Raw genomic sequence first — 26,406 nt, 5'->3', positions numbered from 1 at the left:
GTAGATGATTTAAATTGGTGCATTGGCATAATAAAAAAGGCATATCTGAAAAAGTAAAAAATGCAACTTCGTCTGTATGCCCTTCTCCGATGTTTGACAAAAAAATAGTTTATGCTGTTATGCCCGGCACCAAAATTTCGTAGCGTCGTTAAGAAAAGCGCATTATTTTGGGACCGGAAGCTGCCCAACTAAGTGGAACCGCATTGTCTAAGGCTACCTGACAACGGCGGGCGGAGGGAGAGGCATCCCTGATCGAACACATATGGAATTCCCTGCTGTAGTAGACCCGCGCAGCGGGGCTGCGGAAGCAGACTCTACATGCGTGTTCGGTCAGGGATGCCTCTCCCTCCGCCCGTTTTTGCCATACCGCCTATCACATCCTCCGAGTCCTTCCCTCTTCGTCCGCGTCGTTTGAAATCACTCACCCCCCCGCTGAAAACACATCATAAGGATCGTCCCCCTGACGCCGGTGTTGGATAGCCTCCAGGATATGGACAGTTTTAATGCTTTCCGCCCCTTCCAGATCCGCGATGGTCCGGGCAACCCGGAGCGCCCCATGGTAGGCCCGGCCGGAAAGGCCCAGCTTTTCCGCAGCGGTTCGGAAGGCCGTCTCAGCATTAGCGCTGAGGGGACAAAACCGGTCTATCATGCCCGTAGACATCCGGGCGTTTCGCCGTATTCCGGTTTTCTTGAAACGTTCCCGCTGTATCTCCACGGCATACAGAACACGCCGGGCAATATCGGCGCTGTTTTCCCCATCCGGCTTGGTCATCTGTCCCAGCTCCGGCGGGGAGACCGCCAGACGAAGTTCCACCCGGTCCAGGAGGGCGGCCCCGAATTTGCGCCAGTAGCGGCGTATTTCTTCGGCGCTGCAAAAACAACCCTGAGCGCCCTGGCCGGGACGCATACCCAGACGGCCGCAGGGGCAGGGGTTGGCCGCCAAAATAAGCTGGAAATCCGCAGGGAGCCGGACCGGTCCATCGGCCCGGGATATGGTCATCATCCGGTCTTCCAGGGGTTCCCGCAGGGACTGGATGACGTTTTTGCGGAATTCCGGGGCTTCGTCCAGGAACAGCGCCCCAAAATGGGCCAGGCTTATCTCGCCCGGACGGACGGTTTTACCGCCCCCCAGAATACCTTCGGCGGAAGCGGAATGATGGGGCGAACGGAATGGCGGATGGCTGATAAGGCGGCCCTCGGATTCAAAAATGGTACGCCCCGCCAAACTATGGAGCCGGGTTACCTCTACGGCCTCTTCAGGGGTCAATGGCGCCATGATAGAGGGCAGACGCCGGGCGAGCATAGTTTTTCCCGCTCCGGGGGGGCCGAATACCAGGAGATTATGTCCCCCAGCGGCGGCGATTTCCAGAGCCCGCTTGTATCGCTCCTGCCCCCGGACTTCGGCAAAATCCCCCCAGCCTGTTCCGGCAGTACCGGGGGCTCGGGGATCTGTCGACAACCCTGCCGGGGGGAGCGAACCGGTTTCCCGGCGTATTGCCAGGATATGGGCAGCCTCAGCCAGGGTAGCGGCGGCGCCAACGCGGGTGGATGCCAGGATGGCCGCTTCACGGGCATTTTCCGCAGGAACAATGAATTCCCGGATTCCCAATTTAAGGGCCGCCGCGGTTGCCGCAAGAACACCCCTGACCGGGCGGATGCGGCCGGATAGTTCCAGCTCTCCCATGACCAGCAGTTCCCCACCCTCCGTATCGCCGGACTGGGGGAAAATCCCGGCGGCGGTCATCACCGCCAGGGCTATGGGCAGATCCAGGGCAGCCCCGTCCTTCCGCAGCCCCGCGGGGGCCAGATTGATCAGGACCCGGTCTTGGGGAAAGACGAAGCCCGAGTTACGGAAAGCGGCGCGGACCCGTTCACGGGCTTCCCGAACCGCCTCCTGGGCAAGCCCGGTAATATCGATCCCCGGAATACCCCGGCGAATATCCGCCTCAACCCGGATAATAATTCCATCAGCCCCGTAGGGCGCATAGGTGTTAATAAACATTTTGCCTCCGCAAGTAAAAGGGCGTCGGCGGTTAAAATGCTTTAGTTGACCGAAAATATTTTCCGGGATAGTATCAAACTATGGAACGACTTTTGTCGGAATTCTTCACCGCGGAAATAGCCTGGGATGCGGATCTTATAGAAGAGCACGGCCGCGAAAGCGGGGATCCCTCTATTACCGGGCTCGAATACGATTCCCGGAAAATTAAACCCGGGAACATCTATTTCGCCCTGCCGGGGCTGCATACCGACGGACACCGCTTTATCCCAAATGCCCTAGAGAACGGGGCGGCGGTAATCATACATCAGGACGAAGTTCCGGAGTACCGGGAGGGGATACGCTATATTCGGGTGAAGGATTCCCGGTCCGCCATGTCCCCCCTATCGGCAGCCTTCTATAAAAACCCCTCAAGAAAACTAACCCTGATCGGAGTAACCGGCACGGAAGGGAAAAGTACCACGGTCTACCTGATCTATCAGCTTCTGAAATTATCCGGGAAAAAGGCGGGGTTCCTTTCTACGGTGCAGTACAGCGACGGCAAAACTGAAAACTGGAACCCCGAACATCAGACCACCCCCGAGGCGACCGCCATACACCGCCTCTTAGCGGAGATGGCCAGCAACGGCGCTGAGTACGGGGTGATTGAAGCCAGTTCCCACGGCCTTTCCCCCAGGACGAACCGCCTTGGGGATGTCGCCTTCGATGTGGCGGTAATGACCAACGTAACCCACGAGCATCTGGAATTTCACGGTACCTGGGAACAGTACCGGGAAGATAAGGCCAATCTTTTCCGCGCCCTGGACCGGTTTGATCATATCAAAAAGCCGGCCGAATCGCCTCCCCCATCCTTCGGGGTAGCCAACGCCGATGACCCCAGCGCCGGGTTTTTCGCCGCAGCCACAAAGCACAAAACCTACACCTATAGTACCCGCAGTAATACTGCGGATCTTTCCCTGGGTCTTATATCAAGCGGCATCCGGGGTAACTGGTATGAAGTGCTGATCCGGGAAACCGGGGAATCCGTCGATATCCGGGACCGGCTTCCCGGAACGTTTAATGCGGGCAATGTCCTGGCCAGCCTCCTGGTCGTTTCGGGGCTATTATCAATCCCCGTAAAGGATCTCACTCCCCTGGTACCACAACTCAAGCCGGTCCGGGGCAGGATGACGGCAATCCAAAAGGGGCAGCCCTTTGATGTGTTTGTAGATTATGCCCACACCCCTTCCTCTTTTGAAACAATCTTTCCCCCATTGCGGGAACGGCTTGACAAAACCGGGAGCGACCAAAAGAGCCGGCTCATCAGCCTCTTCGGTTCCGCCGGAGAGCGGGATACCAAAAAACGGAGCGAACAGGGCCGTATCGCCGCCCAATGGTCAGACCTGATCATTCTCACCGACGAAGATCCCCGGGGGGAGAACCCCATGGACATCCTGGAAGAAATCGCCAAGGGCTGCTTCGCAGACCAGGGCTGTGAAGTAGACCAGGGCTGTGAAGTAGACCAGGGCTGCGAGGCAGACCAGGGCTGCGAGGCAGACCAGGGCTGCGAAAAATGTACGCGAGGGGAGAATCTCTACCTCATCCCGAACCGAAGCGAGGCCATACGCAAAGCCTTCTCCCTGGCCCGTCCCGGCGATATGGTCCTCCTTCTGGGGAAGGGCCACGAAAACTCAATTATCTACGCGAAGGAAACCCTGGCCTACGATGAGATTGCCGAGGCGGAAAAAGCATTGGCGGAAATGGGTTGGAACGCATAAGCGCTGTTTCTACGCATTACCGCTGCAGATCGATCCGGCCATCTCTGCGGCGCTAACAGTATCACGGGCGTAAATGTCCGCATCTATGACGCGGCAGTACTTTTCCGTTACCGGAGCGCCTGAAACCATAATCTTAACACGGTTCCGAATACCCGAGGCAGTAGCGGCATGTACCACCAATTTAAGCTGGCCCATAGCTGCAGGCAGATTAGCGGTACAGAAGATTATCCGCGCACTTTCCACAATCGCCACTTCAATAAACCGATCCGCAGAAACACTGGTTCCCAGATCAACCACCCGCAGCCCTGCGCCTTCCATGGTAATTGCCATGAGATCCTTTGCGATGTCCCAAATATCCCCCTTAACCGTACCGATAATTACGGTGCCCTTGGGATTTTTGACGGCCGAGGCAATCAGAGGCCGCAAGGTCCTTATTCCCATGTTCATGGCCCTGGCAACGATGAGCATTTCCGGCTGGTAGATCTCCTTCCGCATGTACCGGTCTTTTACTGCACGCATACCGGGGATCATCCCCTGTTTAAGAATAGTCTCGGCGCTGTAATTTTCTTCAATAGCCTTTGCTATTAAATTAGAAGTTTCCGCTGCCCTACCCAACTGAAGACTCTGTGAAATGTCATTTAAATTAACCATGATTTACCTTCCTAATTACCGGCGCCGCCCTGCCCACGGTATTTTCCGGGACTGATGCCAATAAAGCTTTTGAATATTTTTGAGAACCAGCTTTGATCCTCAAATCCGCAGGATAATGCAATTTCATTAAGCGTTAAATCGGTCTCCATCAGCATATGCCCTGCTTTTTCTACCCGCAGATGGTTCAGATAACTTGAAAGATTTTTCCCCATTTCTTCCTTAAAGATGGTACTGAAATAGGGCGCCGATAAGCCGGCCGCGGAAGCTATTTCCTGAAGGCTTATTTTCCGGGTATAGTTTTCCCAGATGAATCGTTCGGCTTTCCGAAGCGCCGATGCATGCCGCACGCCATGGAAGGAAAAGATCTGGGCAGACATACGTTCCACAATAATATGCAGCACATCCGTGAGTTCTTCTATACTCTTCGCCTCCTGAATACGCCGGAGGTACCGGTTATTTGTTTCTAACATGGTATCATCCGTAGATCTTTGATTCAGGGTTCCCGGCCCCATGGCCTCCCTGGAAAGGAGGACCACCAGTTCTATTGCCCGGAACTGAATAAACTTAAAAGGATCGGAGCTTGAAAAAAAGAGAACGGACAGAAGTTCATTGAGTATCCTCCATCCCGTCTCATTGTCTCCCCGCCGCAGCGCCGCCAGCAGCATCCGCTCCTTATCCATGGGATAGTTAGAAATCACGGCGCCCTTTCCCAAACCGGTATATGGCTGTTGTAGTCTGATATTTTCTCTGTAGTCATTGGTTCCGGTAGAAAGGTATTCAGCACAGATTAGCAGCAATTCTGCTAATGATTTTACCCGCGCCGGGGTTCCTTGGGAAAACAATCTCAGCCTATCCTCCAGTTCGTCCTGCAACGCAGTCCCCTTGCTCATGGCATACATGGCATCCATGATTTCTTTATGTTCAATACCAATACACCCCGAACCAACCATGGATCCGATAAACCTCCCGTTTGAATAGAGGGGACTGGTCCAGAACATAAAACCCAATTCGCACATATAGATATAAGAACCCCCAAAACGATGGGCTTCCTTAATAGCGCCAAGATGCATCAGATTGCAGGGTGAGGATCTCAAATCGGAAATCCTGGCTGTTCCGCATAATTCCCCGGGATTCTCCGTAGCATATTTAAGACAGTAATTTACACAGGTATTAGTCTTACCAAGAACATCCGGAAGCACTTCCCGAATGGGGAGTAAATCCTGATCCAGAATACAAACAACGGTTCCGGTTGCTTTTGCGTAAACAGTAAGCACCTGCCATGCTCTAATTAAAAGAGGGTTTGTCTCCTTTGCAGGAGTATTAATGGCCTTAGCCGTGGTCAATCTTCTTTCACCCATTTTTATCCATCCATTGAACGATAATTCACCGATAGATTATCAGTCGATAATACCTTACTGGAACTGCGGTTCTGATCCCTGTATTTACCGGGACTCATTCCGGTATAACTTTTAAATATCTTGGAAAACCAGCTTTGATCATCAAAGCCGCAGAAACCGGCTATCTCACTCAGAGAAAGTTCGGTTTCCATAAGCAAGCCCGACGCCCGGTCTATCCGGAGACGATTCAGGTAGCTGGAGAGATTCTCTCCCATTTCTTCTTTAAAAACCGTGCTAAAATAGGGAGCGGACAGTCCCGATGCATTGGCAACCTCCTGGAGACTTACCTTTCGGGTATAATTCTCCCATATATACCGTTCCGCCTTACGCAGCGATGATGCATGTCGTACGCCCTTGAAGGGGGAAATCTGTTCAGTCATATTGTCCACCACCAGATACAATACATCGAGGATCTCTTCGGTGGTCTGAGCTTCCTGAATGCGCATGAGGTACCGGTTGTTGATCTCCAGGAGTACATCCTCGGTATTGCCCGAAGTGACCGCCGCCCGGGAGATGAGAACCACCAGCTCGATAGCTCGATACTGCATAAATTTAAAATTATCGGGGTTTGAAAAGAAGAGAAGCGCTAAAAGCTCATCCAGGGCTTTACGCGCCTTTTCATTATCTCCCCGATGCAGGGAAGAAAGAAGCTGTCGTTCCTTCTCCAATGGATAGCCCGGGGGAACTTCCCCTGTATCATGCTGATTTTTCAAAGATTCGATCTGCTCAGATAGCTTGGACTGCTGTTCTGCCCGCCGTTTAAGAATTTCATGGTGAGTTTCGGTCCCCCTGGAAATCTGTTCGGTACAGATCAGCAGCAAACGGGCCATGGCCTTTATTTCCTCCCCTGTTTTTTCGGGGATCCCTTCAAGGAGCAGATCCGCTGCCGTCCGGTTGATTTGTCCCCGGCTCATGAGGGATATTTTTTCAGCAACCTCTTGCTTACTGATACCGAGAACCAGTCCGGCTATCAGAGCCCCCGCCTGCCACCCACTGGAAGACAGCGGACAGACCCAGTAGGTAAATCCTAACTCACAGACATAAATATATACTCCACCTGAATAATAAGCTTGAGAAATACTATCAATATGTATTTGAGTACAGGGGTATTCACCTTCCTCCCAGTTCCGGTCTGTTTCCCGGGAATATTGCCTGCAAAGGGAGCAAAAGTATTCTGAAGGATGGGTTTTATCGGTATCTCCGGCGAAGCTTCCCTCAGAGGATGCCGATATATAGTGCCCTGTCCTATCCAATACTGATACGGTCACATTGGTAGATTTTTCATAGGAACGCAATGCTTCCTGGGCTTTCAGCAACAAAGGTTCAATCTCTCTGCGAGCTATAATGTTTGAACTATTAGGAAACATATTTTTCTCCTGCTGTTTTTAGTTTAATAAGCTTTGTAGAACGCAATACACCCAAATGGTGAAAAAGTTCTATATTTTTAGATTTTTTGCGGAATATTTAGACAATCAATGAGCCTGAGCAATCGTAACCTAATATAACCCTAATCCCGGGATTTTCAAGACAAATTTTTATTATTCTCAGTGTTTTGCAGAATACCCAAGCCGGCGGCGATCCGTACCGCATCGGCCCGATTAACCGCCGACAATTTATAATAAACCCTTTTGACCGCGCTTTTGACCGTATTAATGGAAATGGACTGATCCCGGGCTATTTCCTCCCGGGTTAAGCCCCGGGAAAGGCAGATAAGTACCGCCAGTTCCCGGGGAGAGAGGGCCGAGGAATCCTTTACATATTCTCTTTTCCGGTATTCTTCTGCAAAGACAAATAATTTTTTTGCATAGGCCGTAGATTTTCTGCGTATCTGTTCAAGCCATCCCGCGGGTATTCCGCAACTTTCATATTTTACCGCCCAACTTACTAGGGTACGCATGTCCTTGCCTAATTCAATGAAGGGCATATCCAGGGCATTAGACTCCGCCATACGATAGGCTTCATCAAAGGCCCTAAAGGCCTCTTCCCGTTTTTTTTCACGGTATAGGCACAGTGCTTCCAGTACTTTCACTTCTATCCTTCCGAAGAGGAAAGCCCCAAGGGAATTGGGCTCCAACTGATTCCCCAGCAGCGCCAGAGCCAGAGGACAGCGTTTCTCTCCATAGAAATACTTTGCCCGTACCATCATGTCCAAGCCGTGGATTATGGGCGGTATATAATTTTTATCAATGTCAATTTTTAACCAGGGGGCAATACGCCGCCCCTGTCCAAGGTGGATATAAAACCAGCCCTTAAAAATATCATAGACAGCCCGCCGGCCCGGAGCATCTCCCTGAATATACTCCCCGTCCAGCTGCTTCAAAAGATCCTCAGTTTGTTCCTGCCTGCCTGCGGCCAAATTGATACGTATTAGATAAAAGAGAGCGTGAGTTTCAGTATCGCAGCGCTTCTTCTCCCGGGCCTTCCGTATGGCCCGCTGGGCGAATACCTCCGATCGGATCAGATCCCCTTGATAAAAGGCAAATTCCGCCCAGGCAAGATCATCCAATCCATAAAAAGCGTCTCCCATGGAATTCCCCAAAACGGGGATCGTCCGGGCAAGGGCTTCAATAAAGTTTTGAATCTCATCTTCGTCCGCCGGATACCCAACCCGGCATATATAGGGGCCGATGTCGGTGTACGATGGTATTTTCATAACAGCATATTCAAGGGATTCTTTCGGGAAGGTAGAGATTTGAATATAGTAATCCTGCGCCCGCTCAAAAAACATACCGAAATCACAGCGTTTAGTATAGATAGAGGAAAACAGGGAGAGGAGTCCAAGAAGACGATAGGCGTAATATAAAATCATGTTACCCATGGGGGAAGAAGACATGGCTTCATACCGAACTATGGTTTCCCGGATTTCGACGGCGGCATCATCGAAACGATCCAGGATGATAAGCAGCCGGGGACGGATCACGGTGCATATAAATTCATGGGCCGTTCTTTGGGACGGCTGAGCGGCGCCGGTCTCCGGGCTTTCACAAAGATCCAGCAAAAAGGAAACCAGATCCCGGGGCATGTTCCCTAGAAAGGCATAGACAAAGTCGATGATCCCCGAATAATCCCCCGCTTTCTTCAAATAGATAAGGGCATCTTCCGGCATGTCATTCTTCAAATACCATTGGGCAGCCTTGCTATAAAACGCCCGTTTTTCTTCCTCCGTAAGTGATCCCTGTTTTTCCCTTAAGAATTTGAGAAACATATTGTGCATCCCGTATGTTTTCAGAGCAGCGTCATATCGAATAAAGAAACTGATCCGATTCATTTTTTTGATGCACCCAGGATCGGTACATAATTCTTCCAGGAGATCCGCAGACCAGGTATCGATTAAGGAAAGCATAACAAGAAATTTTTGCAAATTCTCGGGAAGGCCCTGGAATATTTCTGTTTCTATGAACCGAAACATATTTGCCAAAGTAGCGGAACGGCTGTAGGTTTTATTGGCAGAGCTTATCATCAAGGTCTGGGACGCCAGATGTACCGCAATGGCCCAGCCTTCGGTATCCCGGTAAATCTCCGAGACCGTTTCCGGTGAAACGCCGATATTCCTAATCAGCATATAATCCCGGATCTCCGCTTCAGTGAACCGGAGATCCTCCCCGGAGATCCTCACCACGGCATCTTTTGAAAATATTTGCAGGATCCGGTCCGCAGGATCACTGCGGGATATAAGCACGATTTTGAGCTTGGGAAACCCCTTACTCAGAATATGCTCAATAAAACCAACCACCGTTTCTTCCCGGTATAGATGAAGATCATCCAGAACCAGGACTGGTTCCGAATTCTCCCGAAGAAAATGATCCGGGACAGGTTCGCCGGCATCCCCAGCGGAGGCTGCGTAGCCTCCTGAAAACTGCAGCCAAATCGCAGCAACGTGGTAATCTTGCAGGAAAGAACAGACCGCCCGGGTTTTCCCGCAGCCGCCCTCGGCGACCACGGCCACCACCCGGCTCTGTATCGCTTTCTCCAACAATTGATTAATTCTGGGCCGTTCTATGTAAGTCTGGTTAGCCGGTATAACAGTAGCATCACGAAGGATTAGGTTTTTTTCCATATCTAATAGTATCGTTCTCCGGATCACTATTTTGCAAGATACCCATACCCGTGGCGATCCGCACTGCATCCGCCCGATTTACTGCGCCCAGCTTATTGTACACGCTTCTGATAACACTCTTAACAGTATTTATGGAAATATTCTCATCTTCCGCCAATTCTTCCCTGGTTAATCCACGGGACAAACCCCGGAAAATTAGCATCTCCCGCCGGGAGAGAATTACGGCCGGTATTTTTTCGTCATACTGTTCGACCCGAAATTTTTCCGCCACCGTATAGAGTTTTTTGGCGTAGGCCGAGGATAAGCGGAGTATCTTTTCAAGCCAATCCCGGGGGATGGAACATTTGCGCTTTAAAACGGTGGAGACCAGGGCCCGGGTGCGCTTCCCCTGCTCAATAAAGATCATATCCAGACCGTTGGGGGCGGACAACCGATAGGCTTCTTCCAGGGAGTTTATTGCCCAGGAGATATCCTTCATGTCGTAGAAACACATGGCTTCTATGAGTTTGTGCCCTATTTTTCCAACCAGAAAAGCCCCCAGTCCGTATTCGTCTTTATCGTTTTCTATCAGCCTAAGGGCCTTGAGGTGCTGCTTTTGGGCAATATAGTATTTTACCCGGACCAGGGTCTCCTGTCCGAAGAGGAGGGGATTCAGATCGCTTTCCTCAAAATCATTTTTAAGCCAGGAGGCTATCCGGGAAGGCTGGCCGATATGGGTATAGAACCAACCGGTTTGAATATCGTAATCGGTGTAACGGTTCAGGTACCCATCTTCCTCAAGTTGGGCTTCCATAAGTTTAAGCAGTTCTTCTATTTTTTCCGGAATTCCGTAGAAAAGGTTGATACGTATCAGGTAAAAAAGCGCCCTGCTTGCTATCTCGTACTGGTTTCTTTTCTGGGCCTTGAACAGGGCCTGGTAGGCCATCTGCTCCGCCCGGTCCATATCGACGCGGAAAAAGGCCAGCTCCGCCCAAGCCATATCGTCCATGCCGTAGCCAAGACCCCCGTTGGCATCCGACATATAGGGCGCCATGGCCGCAAGCGCTTCATTGTACCGTTCCGCTTCCCCCTTTTCCGGGCTGCTTACCCGGCACAGGTAGGAACTGAGGGGCGCCACCGTTGCGGGCCCCGTAAGCATATGGCCGCTCAGCTGGGAGTAATGGTACGACCGTTCAAAGCAGGAAACATAGCTGTAATCGCAGGTATGCATACTGGTTATTATGCCGATCAATCCCAGGTTGTTATAACAGCCCGTCAAAACACGGTTGTTAAAGGGGGAGGAAGCTTCGGCTTCCAGGTGGCTTATAATTTCCTTAAGCCCCGCAGATGCCCGGTCAAACTGCCTCAAGGTAAAGAGAATACGCGTTTGGAGGAGGTACGCCAGAGGATTATTCTGGAACACCGAATCCGGCGCCCGGTCCAGAATCTCCAGGAGGAATGCGGCCATACGGCTCGGCAGTATGGGGGGAAGGGTATAGCTCACTTCGAGAAATTCATCATAGGCGCCGGCTTTTTCATAATAACTGAAGGCATCTATTTTAAGGTTGTTTTCTACGCACCACCGGGCGGCCTTGCTATAGACATCCCTTTTCTCCTCCTCCGAAAGCTCCCCTTGCCTGCCGTTTAAATATTCCAGGAAAAGATGGTGGACCCGCCATGCGTTCAGGTAGGGATCGTAACGGACAAAGGAGCCGAGCCTTTCCAGTTCCTCCAAAACTCCCGTATCCCCGGCTATTTCCGAAAGAATATCCCTGGACAGATGTTCTATCAGGGAAATCTTGATCAGGAATTTTCGCAATTCTTCGGAGATAAGCGAAAAGACCTCACTTTCAATGAGCTTGAAGATATTGGCTTTAACCGAGGAGGGGGCATAACGCTTGCCCGGAGGTTCCTTCTTGATGGCCAGGGCCGCCAGGTGTATGGCAAAGGCCCACCCTTCGGTATCCCGGCATACCGTGGCGGCCGCATCGGGCGAGGCGTCCACCTTTTGCAAATGGAAATACTCCTGGGTTTCATCCGCCGTAAAGCGCAGATCATCCTCGGTTATCTGGGCCAGGTAACCCTTGGAAAGCAGGGGAATGGAATTGATCCGGGGTTCCGTCCGGGAAATAAGAATGGAAGTGATATTGGAGAAGGGCGTGGTGATGGACCGCTCAAGGAAACGCAGCACCCCCGGGTCCCGGATCAGATGGAAATCGTCATAGACAAAAAGATACTTCCGATCCGGATATATATCCCTATTGGGAACCTGCATATACCGTTCAAACTTCTGATCCGTATCGGGAAACTCAATATCCCGGAGTTTTACCGCCGATTCTTTGCCGATAAACTCTACGGCGCGGGAAAAGTTTTCCCAAAAACGTTCACCCAGGTTATCCCTTTCGGAAAGCTGTATCCAGGCCGTAATTGCATTGAATTTACGTACAAATGAATAAACCGCCTGGGTCTTACCATAACCAGCCCCGGCGATTACGGTAACAATGGGACTCTGCACTGCCGTTTCCAGCAATTCATGCACCTGAGGCCGGTCCAAATAAATCTGATGTCCCGGTGCTATGGGGACATTACTGTAAAATAATCGTTCCTGCATAATCTCGCCTAAATTCCGGTGAAAAAGGGACAGGAATACTCAGTTGCGCTATAAAAAAAGGCCCTTTTTTTAACATTTATTACTTTGCGAATGAAATTGTAAGTAAGTTCACACAAATTGTCAAGGAAGTTCACTAAAAAAGAAATTTAAACAATACTTTTACTTATATAATAGTATTTCTATAGATTTTATATGTTTAATCAAAATCCCTTCATAATATCAAAGTTCGCTGCGAAGTTTCTCCGCCGATGCTTTTAGTTCGCGGATACGTTGTACATTAGGGTCCGGCCTCGGGTCCCGGGCGGCGGCTTTTTCCGTTTCCTGCAGCTTGATCTCCAGAGCCTGTTTCTGGGCTTCCGACTCCGCCAGGAGCCTTTCGTACCTGGCCCTTTCGGTTTCCGGTTCCGGTTTAGCGGCAGCTTCGGCAAGCATCCCGTCAACCTGTTTCCGGTAGGCGTTTATAGTTTCATCGTAAGCCTTTTCCCGCTGCTGGTATTCCTCTACGATTCGGAGGTATTCGGCGTAGCTCCAGTTCAGCATATCCAGGATTTCACCCTGAATTTTAGTCTGCCGGATCATGGCTAAACGGTAGGAAGCAGCCTCGTGTTTTTCGCTTCGGGGCCGAGCATTGACCACCCGGGTAAACTGGGACGCCGCCAGATCCTGCTGTCCCAGGGCGTAAAGACATTCACCCATCCAATAGGCAAGTACCGATTTTTGAGACAACACTGCGGGGATATTACGCTTAGAGCGGTTTATATAATCATTATAGACCCTGAACATGCCCAGGGCTTCGTCATAACGATTTAAATAGTAGAGGATACGGCCTTTGTAGTATAAAACCGTGTCTATCCGCAGCCCCGCCGGGGCAATCCGCTGCAGTTCGTTTATGTCCCGGAGCGCGGCGGCATATTCACCCAGGGAAAATTCCGCCAGGGACAGCCAGTACAAAGACTCCGCCTGCTGCCCGCGATTAGCCGCTTCCATCTGGGACCGGCGCAATTGCAGCGCCGCTTCGGACCACTGCCCCGCCCGGTAGAGACTGATTCCCTGATCCAGAGAGGCCCGGTGAACCTGTGCGGTTCCGCGCTGAATCCCCGCCAGGGCGGTAAAAATCAAGAGGAAGAGCAAAAAACCAGCGTTTCGTTTCATATAAAGTATTCCGTTGACAGTATCGGCGGAAAGGGCGCTATTCTTAAACTAACGCCGAAAAAGCCCAAACTTATACCCGGCGGAGAGGGTAATAAACATCCGGTTATAGGTGATTTTGTAGTCAAAAACATCGGTAGTTCCCAGATCCATGGAATACCGGAGATCAAACAGTAATGTTCCCTGCCCCATTTTTGCCCCAAGGTCCAGCCCCGCAAGGACGCCAACGGGCGGCGGCCTGGATGTTCCCATAAACGGAACGCTCAGGTAACCACCCACATAGGGCCCAAGGGTAAACCGATCCGCCGGGTTGAAAATATATTTCACCAACAGCGGAACGCTCAGGATGGCGGTGGAATACGCAATGGTCGTTGGGTTTGCCGGAGAGCGCTGGTATTCCGCCTTGTCCAGGGCAAAGTTTATTCCCAATTGAACCGCAAGAAAATCGAAAAGATGCACCTCCGGCTCAATGCCCGCATCAACGGTGAGTATTGATGCACTGGGCTTATCACTACTATCCGCACGATAATAGCGGAATGACGCGCCGAGCCTGGCGTTAATAAATATCCACCGGTATTTCCATGTATCAACCGGTTCGATTCTCTCCGGGAGTGCAGGCTTTTCCACTTCCCTGATAACCTCAATGTAAACCGGCACTTCCTTTTCTACTTCCACCTCCACTTCTACAATTTCCACTTCCCGGGTTACCTGTTTTAAGGGCGCGCTGGCGAACATGGACCAGATAACGAAAGGAAGCATTTCATAGGTTTCTTCTGTTTTGGTATAAAATAAATCGGTAGAAACAATTTCCCGTTCATCCTTCGCGTCGAAAAGGGAAAACAGCACCACCCGGCCGGATTCCTCTTCATCATCCGATATGGAACAGCTTAGGGCATAGTCCGCTTCCAGGATATCATCGGTTATAGAATACCCCGCAGCGGGAATTTCCATCTTCAGGTTTTCCTCGAAGAAACGCTGCTCCACCGGAGTTCCGCCGGGGATATTCATGATATACACCAGGGTATCCGCCCTGGTTTGGGAAAACGCCAAGACGGGTGAGAAGAGTAGGATGAGGGCGCAAAGGACCCGCCTAAGGACCGGTGATAATGATTTCAATGCCGCCGCCGCCGGAACCGCTGCCGCCGCCGCTATAATCCGGTTCTTCTTCGACGGAGAGGACGTGTATCGTATAAAAGGTGGACATGTTCTTGTAGCTTACCGTAACCGGATGATCCCCCTTTGATTCCGAATCAAATTCCCAGCCATCTCCCACTGTTTCCCCGTATATGCTGATGGATACGGTTACATCCTCAATTGGAACCTTAGAGAGACCGCCTTCGGCGCCGTATAAGTACACGGTAAGATCGTCGTTTTTAACAAAAGTACTATTAATACCGTATACCCAGCGGGCTGGTTCCGCCAAGATATCCGTTTCATCGGGATACAGAAATGATGAGGAAACAGCGCCGCAGGAAAAGAACCCCGCGGCGCTTATGAACAAAATGGTGAATCCCAAAAAGCGCTTCATACGATTCCCTAAAAAGAACCACCATAGATTGTATCAAATGTCGCATAATTCACAACGAGCAACAGACCGCCTCCAAATGTTCCTTCAACATTAGAAGCAGGAGTGCCATGGGTGTTCTTTTCAAGCTGAAAATTATCAATACCATTCGTAAGATGCCAGGTAATTCCCGTGCCGGTTGCCGGAAAAGCTGCTGTTAGCGGAACATCAAATATTAACTCTGCTAAACCCTCCAATGTCGTGGCTGGGATTGTAAAGGTCAGTTTTCCATAATCGGCGGGTGTGGTCACCTCATCTTCAAAAGCTGGACTTGTAGGCGTTAAAGTAAACCCGGGAAGATCGTGGTATGTCGCCGGGAGAACTTTTACAAGGGGAGTACCGAACTTAAGCCATAAACATGTATCTGGTGAGTCACCATCGCTTGGTCCGGGGAAATCTGCTCCATATGCTCCTTGGGCAGTTGCAAATACCCCGGATACAGCTTCGTTATCAGGTAGAGTATAATAGGAATATTTGTCCGCGGTTATTTGGCGAGTAATCGGCCCTCCCCCTGTTAACGTAAGATCGGACGCATCCAAAGCAATGGCTTTTAACGTGAAACCAACAGGAGTACTACTCGTAGAGGCGGAAATAGTTATATTCCCATTAGTTAGGTCAGCCGTTTTAGTTGTTAAGTCGGCAGCCAACAGTATCCCATCGTCAATAGCCACACCGGTTGAATCAACCTGCCTTCTTCCGGCAAGCAAAATGGCGTTATACTTCCCTTCCGGGACACGGATTTTTAGCGGCTTGTCCAAGGTAGCGGATGAATAATAAGTTCTATCACCTGTAGTTGGCTTGAAAACCACTTCGTAAAAATTTATATTGTTTCGCGCTATTGCATCTGTTATTGCCCGGCTATCGATCTTTTTGGTGGGAATGGTAATTGTATATAAACGCCGTCCGTCGGCATCATATTCAATTTTCTCTTCTGGGTTTAGTGGTTCAAAAGCCGCCGAGCAGGCAGCAAATAGGATCGTGACCAGGACACCCCCGGCCAGAAACTTTAAGCTCTTTTTCAACATACAATGCTCCTAAAAAACATTTTTCCACGGCATACGCCGCATAGTACTGACCATATAGTAATGATTGTCCGGAAAAGCAAAGGATGAACTATTACACAAACAATCTCTTATAAGTCTATTGCATTACCCAGCAATTGTCCATATTTCATAAAAAAATAATAAAAACCCGCTATTCGTTATAGACACGTCCAAAAGCACCCCCTGCTTTAGCGTACCATTCCAAGAAACAACACTACGGGTAGGGGGCTAAGCTTGACCACAAAGATTCTCTAAAATTTACGAAACCCAAAGCCTATAACTAAAGCAAAATCCCGGAAAACCGCCTAAGTACTCTTTATTAGGGGAGATACTATTTCCCTAAAATATGGTATAGAAAGGTATAGGAGGATGCTATGATGACACCGCAAGCTGAGGCGGGACGGACCGGGGATCTCATGACCTATGAAAGGCTCTGGGCATTATTACAGGAAACGGATCTGATTGTAAAAGAAACGGCCCAATCATTGAAAGAAACGGACCAACAGATGAAAGAAACAGACCGGCAGATTAAGGAAACGACCCAACAAATGAAGGAAACCGACCTGCAGATGAAGGAAACGGCCCAACAGATGAAGGAAACGGATAAAAAGATGGGGTGGCTTACTAACCGGTTCGGCGAAGTAGTTGAACACATGATTGTTCCGAATCTGGTAAAAAGATTTAACGAGTTGGGGTTTACCTTTGAGAAAACCGCTCGAAATGTAGTAATTGCTAACCGCGAGCATAGCATATTCACAGAAATTGACGCTTTCCTGGAAAACGGTGACTGCACCATGATTGTCGAAATGAAAACAACGCTCAAAATAAAAGACATAGTCGAGCATATTGAACGCATGAAAAAGGTACGGGCCCATGCGGATCTGCAGAATGACACCCGGAAATATTATGGCGCCGTTGCAGGTGTCATTATGGGTGAAAGTGAAAGAAAATGGGCGCTTAAGAAAGGATTTTATGTGATTGAACCTTCCGGGGAGACCTTTACAATCACCGCGCCGGAAGGCGTATATACACCTAAGTCCTGGTAAAATAGCCGGAACCAAGGACGTGGAATCTACGCGTCCTTGGTCTTCAGCACCGCCAGGAAGGCGCTCTGGGGAAGTTCCACGTCCCCTACCATCTTCATGCGCTTCTTCCCTTCCTTCTGCTTCTCCAGCAGTTTCCGCTTGCGGGAAATGTCCCCGCCGTAGCATTTTGCCAATACGTCCTTGCGCAGGGCGTTCACCGTTTCCCGGGCGATGATCTGGCTGCCGATGGAACCCTGGATGGCTATCTTGAACTGCTGCCGGGTTATTTCGTCCCGAAGCCGTTCGCAGACCACCTTGGCCCTGTCGTAGGCGTTACCCTTAAAGACCAGTTGAGACAGGGCGTCCACCCCCTTGCCGTTGAGCAGTATGTCCAGCTTCACTAATTCTGTGGGCTTGTAATCGGTTATATCGTAATCGAAGGAGGCGTAGCCCCGGCTGATGCTCTTAAGGCGGTCGTAGAAATCGAAGAGTACCTCCGAAAGGGGCATGTCGTAAACCATCTCTACCCGCTTTTCGTCCAGGTAGGTCATGTTGGTTTGCACCCCACGCTTCTCCATACAGAGGGTCATGATGTTTCCCAGAAAGGATGTGGGGGTGATGATGGCGGCCCGTATGTAGGGTTCCTCCGTCCCTTCGATGCGGCCCTCATCGGGGTATTCCGTGGGGTTATCCACCATAAGCTCCTCCCCGGGGTGGCCGATACTGCCGCGTATGCGGACCCGGTACTTTACCGAAGGCGCAGTAAAAATAACCGACTGATCGAATTCCCGTTCCAGCCGTTCCTGGATCACCTCCAGGTGGAGGAGCCCTAAGAAACCGCAGCGGAAACCGAAACCCAGGGCGGCGGAGGAATCCTTTTCGTAGATAAGTGAAGCGTCGTTAAGCTTGAGTTTTTCCAGGCTGGTTTTGAGTTCCTCGTAATCGTTGGAGTCCACGGGATATATCGAAGAAAATACCACGGGCTTTACTTCCCGGAAACCGGGGAGGGGCCCTGCGCAGGGATGCTCCGCGCCGGTTACGGTATCCCCTACCCTGACATCGCTTACGGTCTTTACCCCGGCGATGATGTAGCCCACCGCTCCGGCGCTTAGCTCTTCCTGTTCCACCAGGGCGATCTTGAAGACCCCAAGGTTTTCCACCTCGTACTCGGAATTGTTGTACATGAACCGAATCTTCATGCCCCGCTTAAGGGTTCCATCAAAGAGACGCAGGTGGACCACTACCCCGCGATAGGGATCGTAGTGGCAGTCAAAGATAAGGGCACGCAGCGGCGCTGCGGGGTCTCCGCTTGGGGCGGGGACCCGCTCCACGATGGCTTCGAAAAGTTCATCCACCCCGGTTCCCTGCCGGGCGGAAACCAGGAGCGCGTCTTCGGCGCTGAGCCCCAGGTCATGTTCGATCTGTTTTTTTGTACCCGGTATATCCGCGGCAATCATGTCGATCTTGTTGATCACCGGCAGGATCTCTAAGCTGTGCTCCAGGGCCAGATACATATTGGACAGGGTCTGGGCCTGTACGCCCTGGGTGGCGTCCACCAGCAGCAGGGCCCCCTCGCAGGAGTTGATAGCCCGGGATACCTCGTAGGTAAAATCCACATGCCCGGGGGTATCTACCAGGTTAAGCTCGTACTCGCGGCCATCCTTAGCGGTATAGGGGATGGTTACCGCCTGGCTTTTGATAGTAATCCCCCGTTCCCGCTCAATATCCATGTTGTCCAGGATCTGATCCTGAAAATCCCGATCCTCCACCAGGTGGGCTTTTTGGATAAGCCTATCCGCCAGGGTGGATTTACCGTGATCAATATGGGCGATAATACAAAAGTTACGGATATACAGGGGGTTCGACATCATACACAGAGGATACTAAAAAAATAGCAAAAAAGGAAGGGTACAGATAAGGGGGATAAACAGGGCAAACAGCACGATGGCAAGGGCAAATCCAATAATAATACTCACAGTATACGTGGTGAACGCCGGTCCGAGGCACTCATTCGCCGCAAAGCAGCAGCTCGTCATGACCGCAGTCATGGATCTTGTAAAAAATTTAAAAACGGGTCCTCCGGCGTTCCGCAAAGCCGGTAATATCATGGAATTCAAGTTTTGAACCATCATCAAGAACCACCTTTCCGGAAAAATACCCGTAAACCTGCCGGCGGCGGAGGGAATGAAGAAACATGGTACTCCGATCGGACCGTTCCTGATGGGGCTTAAAGCTCATTTCAAGACGTTCATCGTTGCTGGTGAAATGCCAAGGCTCAAGCCAGTCCGAAGAGGGGACATGAAAGGTCACCTGATCCAATTTATGCATCTTTCCATCCAGAAAGAAGGCATTTTCCGTCCCCGCCCCGGAATCGGCGGTACTGTACCCAACGTTAAAACTCAATTGCCGGGCTTCGCTTAAGCCGCAGGCGGAGGCCCAGATACGGGTATCCGCACGGGGCCTAACCCCACGGTTCCAGTCGAAGATGCCCCAGGCTTTATCCTTGACAAATACCATCTCCGTACTACTGAACTGCATCACCCCTTCGGCTACATACCAGGGGGAACGCCGGGAATACCAGAATGCGTTTTTTTCCCCCCGCCAGGGGGAACAGGTAACGATGGACTGGGCCTCCGGAGGCGGAGTTAGTACCACCACCCCCCGCAAACTCCGGTGATGCCCAAACCGGGGAATATCAACCTTGATAATCCGGCTGCCTCCTTCCATGGCGGAAAAAGCGATGGAAAACTTTTTCCGCTGTATCCGGGCCGAACCGGTTTCGCTGTTCGGCGGCAAATTAAAAACCCCCAGGGGGAAAGGGATGATGAAAGGCTGGGTGGATCGTTTTTTATCCTTTAGGGATACTACGGATATGCTGATATACCCAAGACAACCACCGTCCAGGATCTCAAAAACCAGCAGATGGGTATTGGAAAAAATGATATACCGTTCCGATTCGGTAACGCGCCAGTAGGGAGGACTAAGTAAACCCTTATCATATTTGAAAAGAGAAGATCGGGCCCAACCGAAATTCACCGGTTTGCCGAATTCGTCCAAAATAGGCCGCGGAGTGTCTATTTCAAGGGGCGTCATGTGGGATACTATACTATGAAGTCCCTCTGGGGGCAATGGTCAAGGAAAAGGAGTTTCCGGTGGAATATACGGGGATGAATGTCCTGATAATGGGTTTGGGCCTCCACGGAGGCGGCCTGGAATCCGCCCGGCATCTGGCAGCTCATGGGGCGAAGCTTACCGTAACGGATCTGCGGGACGAAAAAACGTTGGCCCCATCAATAGAAAAGCTCAAAGCCGCCGGCATCTCCGCCCGCTATGTTTTGGGGCATCATAGTATAGAAGATTTTGAAAACGCCGATCTGGTGATTAAGAACCCCGGGGTCCCCCCCAATTCCCCCTACCTCCAAAGGTCCGTGCGCATTGAGACGGACATCTCCCTGTTCCTGGCCGCTTCCCCTGCCCGCCTCATCGCCGTTACCGGTTCCAAGGGTAAATCCAGTACTTCATCGGCCATCCACTGGGTTCTGGACCAGGCCCGGAAACATAGCCTACTTCCCGGCAAGGCGTATCTGGGCGGTAACATCACTGTTTCACCCCTCACCTTTCTGGACACCCTTACTGCGGAGGACGATGTGGTGTTAGAGCTGTCCAGTTGGCAGCTTGGAGACCTCGGCGGCAGGCGCCTTTTGAAGCCCAGAGCAGCCGTACTTACCGCCATCATGCCGGACCACCTGGACCGCTATGGCGCTATGGAAGCCTATGTGGCGGATAAACGGGTCATCTACCAGGGCCAGGACAAAACGGACGCCACCATCGCCGCCGATGACAGCTGGGGGCAAAGCTTCCTCGCCGAAACTCCGGGCCGGCCCATGGTTTACGCAGAAAGGCCCTTGCCGGAAGGGACGGCTGGGGGCTGGGTGGAAAAAACCACCCGCAGAGGCCTGGTGCGATCAGCTTCCGGGGAAATTGTCGAGCTTGTCCCGGAAAAAGTTTTAGTTCCCGGTTCACACCAAAAGAAAAACCTCCTCGCCGCGGGTCTCGCCTTGCTGGACCTGGGCTTGCCGGCGGACTTTATCCGGGAAAGCCTGGGGAGTTTCCCGGGTTTAGAGCACCGGCTGGAGTTTTTCCACGAAAGCCGGGGTATCCGTTTCTACAACGATACTGCCGCCACCATCCCCGAAGCCGCCGCCGCCGCGGTGGAAGCCTTCGACCGGCCGGTAGTATTAGTAAGCGGCGGCACGGACAAGAACCTGGACTTCAGCTGTCTGGTAAAAGCGGCTGTCAAAGCTAAGGCAGTAATACTGCTGGCGGGAACGGGCAGCGAAAAACTGCGGCGCCTTCTGGACCAAGCGGCCATTCCCTACCGGGGTCCCTGGGACTCGGTAGACGGTGCGGTATACTCCGCCCTGGAAACAGCGGCGGCGGGAGACGTGGTGGTTCTCTCCCCGGGCTGCGCCAGTTTCGGGATGTTCCTTAACGAATTTGACCGGGGACATAAGTGGAAGGACGCGGTGTTACGGCTGGCGTAAAGAAGCCGTCAATGGGCCTCCGGCGCCGCCCTATAGCTCCAGCATCAAAAACTCCCTCACCCCCATACAGATGATCCCCGTGGGTGTCACCGCGGGCAGCTCGTCTTCCAGGGTCACCACATATTTGGGAAAGTTGTCCGGGATGCCCTCAAGGTTTCCAAACTCCCGCCGGTGGACTTCTTCATTGTCGATGCGCAGACTTACCTGCACATACAGTTTAGTCCCGTCTTTTTCGGCGATAAAGTCTATTTCCTTATTGCCGTCCTTTCCCACATATACGGTGAAGTTCCGCTGTATCAAAAACAGATATACTGCGTTTTCCAACAATCTTCCCATATCCATGGCGGGGGGATTTTTTGCCAGGACATTCCGCAGACCAAGATCCTCAAAATAGTATTTTTCGCCAATCTCAAAAATTTTCATGCCCCCAACCTTGGCGCGGGGAACCTTATGGATGATGCAGGATTTCTCCAATGCCGCAAGGTAACTAATTACCGTTTGCACCGGAATCTTAACCTGTTGATGCTTTAAATAGTTGCTGATGTTGTTCGCGGAAAACAGGCTCCCAATAGTATCCGCCAGATATTCCGCAAGGTTTTCCAGAAAACGGATATTGCGGATATTTTCCCGGATAAGCACATCCCGCAGTACTATTGACTCGTACACATTTTTCAAATACTCACGCGCCAGATGTTCTTCCCCCGCGGGCAGGGAGGCGAGGAAGGGCATCCCCCCTATGCGGAGATATTTCCGCAACGCCTCCGGGGAATTCTCAAGGCCGTAAAAACTTAAGAATTCCCTATACCCCAGGGGATGGATCTGAAACTGAATGTAGCGCCCGGCGAGATAGGTGGCAAACTCACCGGACAAAAGGTGGGCATTGCTGCCGGCACAATAAATGTCGCAGCGTTCCTCCGCATAGAGGGATCGCACCGCCTTTTCAAAATCCGCTATATCCTGAATTTCATCTATGAACACAAAATTCTTCCGGTCCGTTGACAACCGGGACACGACAAAATCATAGAGCTCCCCATCGGTCTTTACCTGCCGGAACTCCGCAAATTCGGTGTTGATATAGATGATATTGGCCTTAGGATCGGCCTTCCGTATCTCGTCCATAAGCTGATAGAGAATATAGCTTTTCCCCGATCGCCGCTGCCCCGACAAAATTTTGATTATGTGGGAGCCGATGAAAGGCTTAATCCGCTCAAAATAGAGATTTCGGGGCATATAATCCCATAAAGTTTCCACCATACTTGAAATTATAGTATACATTCATAATAATGTCAATTATATTGGAATGTTTATTTATATTACAGTAAAGTTTCAATCATGTTTGAAACTTTACTGATTTTCTTCCAAAACTCCATCCCCCCTAATCTCAGAGTCCCTCCTATGCTACAATAAGCCATGGACCTTGAACTTTTGCAGGAGCGAGCCCGGATTTTCCGGGAAATCCGGGCTTTTTTTGATAAACGGAGCTACCTGGAACTGGATACCCCCCTCCTTGCCCCGGACTTAATCCCCGAAACCTGTCTGGAGGTCTTTGAAACCGCCTATCTGGCGCCGCCAAACAGCAAAACCCGGGAAACGCAGCCCTACTGGCTCATCCCATCCCCGGAAATCTGGATGAAAAGGATCATCGCCCGGCACCGGGCCAGCGTCTACCAGATCTGCAAGTGCTTCCGGAACGGAGAATCTACGGGCCGACTCCACAGCCCGGAATTCACCATGCTGGAATACTACACCATGGACGCCAATTACCTTGACAGCCTCACTCTCACGGAGGATCTTTTCGCAAGCCTGCTTGGGGATTCCGCCGATCTTCACCCGCCCTTCCTGCGGATCACCATGGAGGAAGCCTTTAGCCGCTGGGCCGGGTTCAGCCTCTTCGACGCCGCCGAAAAAGGAATCCTCGCCGCTGAGGCCCGGAAACTGGGGCTGAACCCGCCGACGGAACTGGATACGCCGGCCCTCTACGACCTGATTTTCATACACACCGTGGAACCGGCCCTGCCCAAGGACAAGGCCGTGGTCATAACCGATTACCCCGCCTTTGTCCCCTGCCTGGCGCAAAAGAGCCCGGATCACAGAACCGTGGAGCGATGGGAACTCTATGTACGGGGAATAGAACTGGCGAACTGTTATTCCGAGGAGACGGACCCCGAGGAAGTACGCCGCTACTTTGAACGGGAAGGCGCGCTGAAAAACCAAAACGCCCTGGTACCCCACCGCATCGACGGAGACTACTGGCAAAACTTCCTCCCAAAGCCCAGCCCCAATACGCCCCCAACCCGACTCGACCTCCCGACTCGGCCTGGAGAAGCCTTCGGCTTCTCCAAGGGGAAATCCTCCGGATTTCCCCCATGTTCCGGGGTAGCCCTGGGGCTGGACCGCCTGGTTATGGCCCTGACGGGAAGATCAAGCATAGATTCGGTACTCCCCTTCCCAATGCACCATACGCCCTGATTTAAGGAAATTATGGAACATTAAAGACTTTACCGATATAAAAGAACTTTCCATGGCCATACCTTTACCATTTCTATGGCCTTGACAAACCCCCGGGTTTTCCCATAAATATAAAGTGTAACAACCTTCCAAAAGGCCCCTTCGTCTATCGGTTAGGACATGAGATTCTCAATCTTAAAAGAGGGGTTCAATTCCCCTAGGGGCTAAAATAAAATTTTTATTTACGATAAGTTCCCCTAGGGGAATTGAAGCCTTCAGCCCGCCGACCAAAGGGAGGAAAAGGCGCCATGGATGGCGCCGTGCCGCCGAATGGCGGCGCGTAAATCTTTTCCTATCGACAAACGGCCCGTAGGGACGTATGGCGCCGTCAGGGCTGAAGGCCGGCCTGGAATGAGCAAACAGGATGACGAACCCCGAAGGGGTGAGTGGGTGTAAGCGCCGACCAGGGGAGGAAAAGGCGCCAGGATGGCGCCGTAAGCGAACACCCCGCCTGGAAGCCCGAAGCAGGATGCGTAGGGCTGGAAGGTGCGATTGGAAGGCAATTCCCCTCTAAGATAACTATTCCGAATCGTAGGTGATCAGTGTCGTAATGGGAGTCGGCGCCAGGGCTTTTTCGTAGTGCAGGAAGGGCAGGCCCACCACGCCGAAAATCTCCGGGACCACGGCGCCGCAGTCGGTGATCAGGCTCCGGGCGGCGTTTAAGGTCCCTCCCGTGGCGATAAGGTCGTCCATGAGGAGCACCTGTTTACCCTTGGGCACATCGTCGTAATGTATCTCGATTTCCGCTTCGGCGTATTCCAGGCTGTATTTTTTGGTCAGCGTTTTTCCGGGCAGTTTGCCCTTTTTCCGAATCAGGAACAGGGGGATCCCCATGTGGAAGGCGAAGGGGGCGGCAAACACAAAGCCCCGGGCTTCGATGGCAGCTATGGCATCGATACGCTTCCCCTGGTAAATCTCCGCCATAGATTCGATACAGTACCTAAAGGCCTTGGGCTCCGTGAGGATACTGGTTATGTCATAAAAAAGCACCCCTTTTTTGGGGAAATCGGGGACTTTTCTGATATAGTCATCGAGGTTTAACGCATTGTTCATCACACCACCTTTAAGATGGGAACCCATCTTGATACCCAGTTTACCTTTCAGCAGAAACTATGTCAATATTTTGAAATTTTTGGAGTCATCTTGACCAGGGATATAAATAATGCAATCTTAGGATAATATAATTCATGTTGAGGGGGTGTTGTAATATGGAGCCTACTCAGGAATTCCGTATTTTGGTTATTGATGACGAAAAGTCGAATCTGATGGTGCTAAACAGGATTCTGTCGCCGGAGTACACGGTCTTTACCGCCAAAACCGGTAAGGAAGGGCTGGAGCGGGCCGTTGCGGACCAGCCGGACCTTATCCTGCTGGATATTGTTATGCCCGACCTCAACGGCTTTGATGTATTGACTACCTTTAAAAAGACCCCGGAAACCATGAAGATCCCGGTGATAATCATTACCGGGCTTAGCGGCGAAACCGATGAGGAACGGGGCTTCCTCCTGGGGGCGGTGGACTATATCACTAAGCCCTTCAAGAATCCCATCGTCCTTGCCCGGGTACGAACCCATATCCAGATAGTCCACCAGATCCGTACCATCGAACAGCTGGGGCTTATAGACGGGCTCACCAATGTCCCCAACCGGCGTTGTTTTGACGACCGTATGGCCCTGGAGTGGCGGCGGGCGGCGCGGGAAAAGAATCCCGTCTCCTTCCTGATGATGGATGTGGATAAATTCAAAACCTATAACGATACCTACGGGCATCCCCAGGGGGATGTCCTGTTAAAGAGCATAGCCAAAATTTTCAGCGCCGCGGCCATGCGCACCACCGACCTTGTGGCCCGGCTGGGTGGCGAAGAATTCGGCATACTCCTCCCGGATACGGACCTTGCCGCCGCCCTGATTATTGCGGAGAAGATCCGCTCCGGGGTGGAAGCTGTCCGCATCCCCACGGCGGACGGCAAAACCATTACCACCGTAACCATCAGCATAGGCGCCGTGTCCGCAGTCCCGGACGATAAAGCCACGGTGCAGGAGTTTCTCTCTGCGGCGGACAAGCGCCTGTATACCGCGAAAAACACCGGCCGGAACCGGATCTGTTCGGAAGATTAAGCGGG

Annotated in this window: 20 protein-coding genes and 1 tRNA gene; 6 read left to right on the top strand and 15 right to left on the bottom strand. The window is 51.6% G+C overall.

All coding sequences use genetic code 11. From position 1 onward, the window contains the following. Positions 1–421: 421 nt before the first annotated feature. Positions 422–2,002 carry a YifB family Mg chelatase-like AAA ATPase gene (locus LQZ19_RS12305; protein WP_411047961.1) on the bottom strand — a complete coding sequence of 527 codons (1,581 nt, stop codon included), beginning with the start codon at positions 2,000–2,002 and terminating at the stop codon, positions 422–424. Between the two features lie 80 nt (positions 2,003–2,082). Here LQZ19_RS12305 and LQZ19_RS12300 point away from each other — a divergent pair, with 80 nt between their 5' ends. Further along, complete coding sequence (locus LQZ19_RS12300; RefSeq protein ID WP_411047960.1) at positions 2,083–3,756, top strand: Mur ligase family protein; 1,674 nt, start codon at positions 2,083–2,085, stop codon at positions 3,754–3,756. Positions 3,757–3,765: 9 nt separating this feature from the next. Here LQZ19_RS12300 and LQZ19_RS12295 read toward each other — a convergent pair whose 3' ends face one another. The 9 genes from LQZ19_RS12295 to LQZ19_RS12255 form a co-directional block, all read right to left on the bottom strand. Then, positions 3,766–4,407 (bottom strand): B12-binding domain-containing protein, encoded by a 642-nt coding sequence (locus tag LQZ19_RS12295; protein ID WP_411047959.1) that lies wholly within the window; start codon positions 4,405–4,407, stop codon positions 3,766–3,768. Positions 4,408–4,418: 11 nt separating this feature from the next. After that, on the bottom strand, positions 4,419–5,765 hold the full coding sequence (locus LQZ19_RS12290; RefSeq protein ID WP_411047958.1) for a helix-turn-helix domain-containing protein: 1,347 nt from the start codon (positions 5,763–5,765) through the stop codon (positions 4,419–4,421). A gap of 2 nt (positions 5,766–5,767) precedes the next feature. Continuing rightward, entirely contained in the window at positions 5,768–7,171 is a 1,404-nt protein-coding gene (locus LQZ19_RS12285; RefSeq protein WP_411047957.1) for a helix-turn-helix domain-containing protein, read from the bottom strand. 155 nt (positions 7,172–7,326) lie between these two features. Further along, positions 7,327–9,861: a helix-turn-helix transcriptional regulator gene (locus tag LQZ19_RS12280; RefSeq protein ID WP_411047956.1), complete on the bottom strand. Its 2,535-nt coding sequence runs from the start codon at positions 9,859–9,861 to the stop codon at positions 7,327–7,329. Then, positions 9,836–12,451, bottom strand: coding sequence for a LuxR C-terminal-related transcriptional regulator (locus LQZ19_RS12275; RefSeq protein ID WP_411047955.1), 2,616 nt, complete (start codon positions 12,449–12,451; stop codon positions 9,836–9,838). The genes LQZ19_RS12280 and LQZ19_RS12275 overlap by 26 nt, the downstream gene beginning before the upstream one ends. Before the next feature lie 219 nt (positions 12,452–12,670). Further along, positions 12,671–13,603, bottom strand: a complete 933-nt coding sequence (locus LQZ19_RS12270; protein WP_411047954.1) for a tetratricopeptide repeat protein — start codon at positions 13,601–13,603, stop codon at positions 12,671–12,673. Positions 13,604–13,651: 48 nt separating this feature from the next. Next, positions 13,652–14,650, bottom strand: coding sequence for a porin family protein (locus LQZ19_RS12265; protein WP_411047953.1), 999 nt, complete (start codon positions 14,648–14,650; stop codon positions 13,652–13,654). A gap of 40 nt (positions 14,651–14,690) precedes the next feature. Beyond that, entirely contained in the window at positions 14,691–15,128 is a 438-nt protein-coding gene (locus LQZ19_RS12260) for a hypothetical protein (protein ID WP_411047952.1), read from the bottom strand. Positions 15,129–15,136: 8 nt separating this feature from the next. After that, complete coding sequence (locus LQZ19_RS12255) at positions 15,137–16,189, bottom strand: hypothetical protein (protein WP_411047951.1); 1,053 nt, start codon at positions 16,187–16,189, stop codon at positions 15,137–15,139. A 392-nt stretch (positions 16,190–16,581) separates the two neighbouring features. On the opposite strand from LQZ19_RS12255, the gene LQZ19_RS12250 reads away from it, so the two are divergent. After that, on the top strand, positions 16,582–17,253 hold the full coding sequence (locus LQZ19_RS12250) for a hypothetical protein (protein WP_411047950.1): 672 nt from the start codon (positions 16,582–16,584) through the stop codon (positions 17,251–17,253). A 26-nt stretch (positions 17,254–17,279) separates the two neighbouring features. Here the strand turns inward: LQZ19_RS12250 and lepA are convergent, their stop codons facing one another. Both lepA and LQZ19_RS12240 read right to left on the bottom strand, forming a co-directional pair. Further along, positions 17,280–19,100, bottom strand: coding sequence for a translation elongation factor 4 (lepA, locus tag LQZ19_RS12245; protein WP_411047966.1), 1,821 nt, complete (start codon positions 19,098–19,100; stop codon positions 17,280–17,282). A 196-nt stretch (positions 19,101–19,296) separates the two neighbouring features. After that, positions 19,297–20,325 carry a DUF2804 domain-containing protein gene (locus LQZ19_RS12240; protein ID WP_411047949.1) on the bottom strand — a complete coding sequence of 343 codons (1,029 nt, stop codon included), beginning with the start codon at positions 20,323–20,325 and terminating at the stop codon, positions 19,297–19,299. 35 nt (positions 20,326–20,360) lie between these two features. On the opposite strand from LQZ19_RS12240, the gene murD reads away from it, so the two are divergent. Beyond that, positions 20,361–21,776 (top strand): UDP-N-acetylmuramoyl-L-alanine--D-glutamate ligase, encoded by a 1,416-nt coding sequence (murD, locus tag LQZ19_RS12235; RefSeq protein ID WP_411047948.1) that lies wholly within the window; start codon positions 20,361–20,363, stop codon positions 21,774–21,776. Positions 21,777–21,806: 30 nt separating this feature from the next. On the opposite strand, the gene LQZ19_RS12230 is transcribed toward murD, so the two are convergent. Next, positions 21,807–23,030, bottom strand: a complete 1,224-nt coding sequence (locus tag LQZ19_RS12230) for an ATP-binding protein (protein ID WP_411047947.1) — start codon at positions 23,028–23,030, stop codon at positions 21,807–21,809. Between the two features lie 156 nt (positions 23,031–23,186). Between LQZ19_RS12230 and LQZ19_RS12225 the strand changes: the two genes are divergently transcribed. Then, a complete protein-coding gene (locus LQZ19_RS12225; RefSeq protein WP_411047946.1) occupies positions 23,187–24,245 on the top strand; it encodes an EF-P lysine aminoacylase GenX in 1,059 nt (352 codons plus the stop codon). A 134-nt stretch (positions 24,246–24,379) separates the two neighbouring features. Continuing rightward, positions 24,380–24,451, top strand: a tRNA-Glu gene (locus LQZ19_RS12220). A gap of 48 nt (positions 24,452–24,499) precedes the next feature. On the opposite strand, the gene LQZ19_RS12215 is transcribed toward LQZ19_RS12220, so the two are convergent. Next, complete coding sequence (locus LQZ19_RS12215; RefSeq protein WP_411047945.1) at positions 24,500–24,787, bottom strand: hypothetical protein; 288 nt, start codon at positions 24,785–24,787, stop codon at positions 24,500–24,502. 16 nt (positions 24,788–24,803) lie between these two features. Next, on the bottom strand, positions 24,804–25,337 hold the full coding sequence (locus tag LQZ19_RS12210; RefSeq protein WP_411047965.1) for an adenine phosphoribosyltransferase: 534 nt from the start codon (positions 25,335–25,337) through the stop codon (positions 24,804–24,806). Positions 25,338–25,492: 155 nt separating this feature from the next. Here LQZ19_RS12210 and LQZ19_RS12205 point away from each other — a divergent pair, with 155 nt between their 5' ends. Further along, the gene (locus LQZ19_RS12205) at positions 25,493–26,401 is read left to right on the top strand and encodes a diguanylate cyclase domain-containing protein (RefSeq protein WP_411047944.1); all 909 of its coding nucleotides are present in this window, start codon (positions 25,493–25,495) and stop codon (positions 26,399–26,401) included. The last annotated feature ends 5 nt before the right edge of the window (positions 26,402–26,406 follow it).

Source organism: Treponema primitia, assembly GCF_046533075.1.
Lineage (GTDB): Bacteria > Spirochaetota > Spirochaetia > Treponematales > Breznakiellaceae > Termitinema > Termitinema primitia_B.
The sequence above is the reverse complement of the archived record's forward strand: the minus strand, read 5'-3'. Positions and strand labels throughout refer to the sequence as shown.

What these genes read in the sequence shown, in the direction of transcription:
- LQZ19_RS12305 (WP_411047961.1), bottom strand. Translation starts at nt 2,002, where the DNA reads ATGTTTATTAACACCTATGCGCCCTACGGGGCTGATGGAATTATTATC.
- LQZ19_RS12300 (WP_411047960.1), top strand. Translation starts at nt 2,083, where the DNA reads ATGGAACGACTTTTGTCGGAATTCTTCACCGCGGAAATAGCCTGGGAT.
- LQZ19_RS12295 (WP_411047959.1), bottom strand. Translation starts at nt 4,407, where the DNA reads ATGGTTAATTTAAATGACATTTCACAGAGTCTTCAGTTGGGTAGGGCA.
- LQZ19_RS12290 (WP_411047958.1), bottom strand. Translation starts at nt 5,765, where the DNA reads ATGGGTGAAAGAAGATTGACCACGGCTAAGGCCATTAATACTCCTGCA.
- LQZ19_RS12285 (WP_411047957.1), bottom strand. Translation starts at nt 7,171, where the DNA reads ATGTTTCCTAATAGTTCAAACATTATAGCTCGCAGAGAGATTGAACCT.
- LQZ19_RS12280 (WP_411047956.1), bottom strand. Translation starts at nt 9,861, where the DNA reads ATGGAAAAAAACCTAATCCTTCGTGATGCTACTGTTATACCGGCTAAC.
- LQZ19_RS12275 (WP_411047955.1), bottom strand. Translation starts at nt 12,451, where the DNA reads ATGCAGGAACGATTATTTTACAGTAATGTCCCCATAGCACCGGGACAT.
- LQZ19_RS12270 (WP_411047954.1), bottom strand. Translation starts at nt 13,603, where the DNA reads ATGAAACGAAACGCTGGTTTTTTGCTCTTCCTCTTGATTTTTACCGCC.
- LQZ19_RS12260 (WP_411047952.1), bottom strand. Translation starts at nt 15,128, where the DNA reads ATGAAGCGCTTTTTGGGATTCACCATTTTGTTCATAAGCGCCGCGGGG.
- LQZ19_RS12255 (WP_411047951.1), bottom strand. Translation starts at nt 16,189, where the DNA reads ATGTTGAAAAAGAGCTTAAAGTTTCTGGCCGGGGGTGTCCTGGTCACG.
- LQZ19_RS12250 (WP_411047950.1), top strand. Translation starts at nt 16,582, where the DNA reads ATGATGACACCGCAAGCTGAGGCGGGACGGACCGGGGATCTCATGACC.
- lepA (WP_411047966.1), bottom strand. Translation starts at nt 19,100, where the DNA reads ATGTCGAACCCCCTGTATATCCGTAACTTTTGTATTATCGCCCATATT.
- LQZ19_RS12240 (WP_411047949.1), bottom strand. Translation starts at nt 20,325, where the DNA reads ATGACGCCCCTTGAAATAGACACTCCGCGGCCTATTTTGGACGAATTC.
- murD (WP_411047948.1), top strand. Translation starts at nt 20,361, where the DNA reads ATGGTCAAGGAAAAGGAGTTTCCGGTGGAATATACGGGGATGAATGTC.
- LQZ19_RS12230 (WP_411047947.1), bottom strand. Translation starts at nt 23,030, where the DNA reads ATGGTGGAAACTTTATGGGATTATATGCCCCGAAATCTCTATTTTGAG.
- LQZ19_RS12225 (WP_411047946.1), top strand. Translation starts at nt 23,187, where the DNA reads ATGGACCTTGAACTTTTGCAGGAGCGAGCCCGGATTTTCCGGGAAATC.
- LQZ19_RS12210 (WP_411047965.1), bottom strand. Translation starts at nt 25,337, where the DNA reads ATGAACAATGCGTTAAACCTCGATGACTATATCAGAAAAGTCCCCGAT.
- LQZ19_RS12205 (WP_411047944.1), top strand. Translation starts at nt 25,493, where the DNA reads ATGGAGCCTACTCAGGAATTCCGTATTTTGGTTATTGATGACGAAAAG.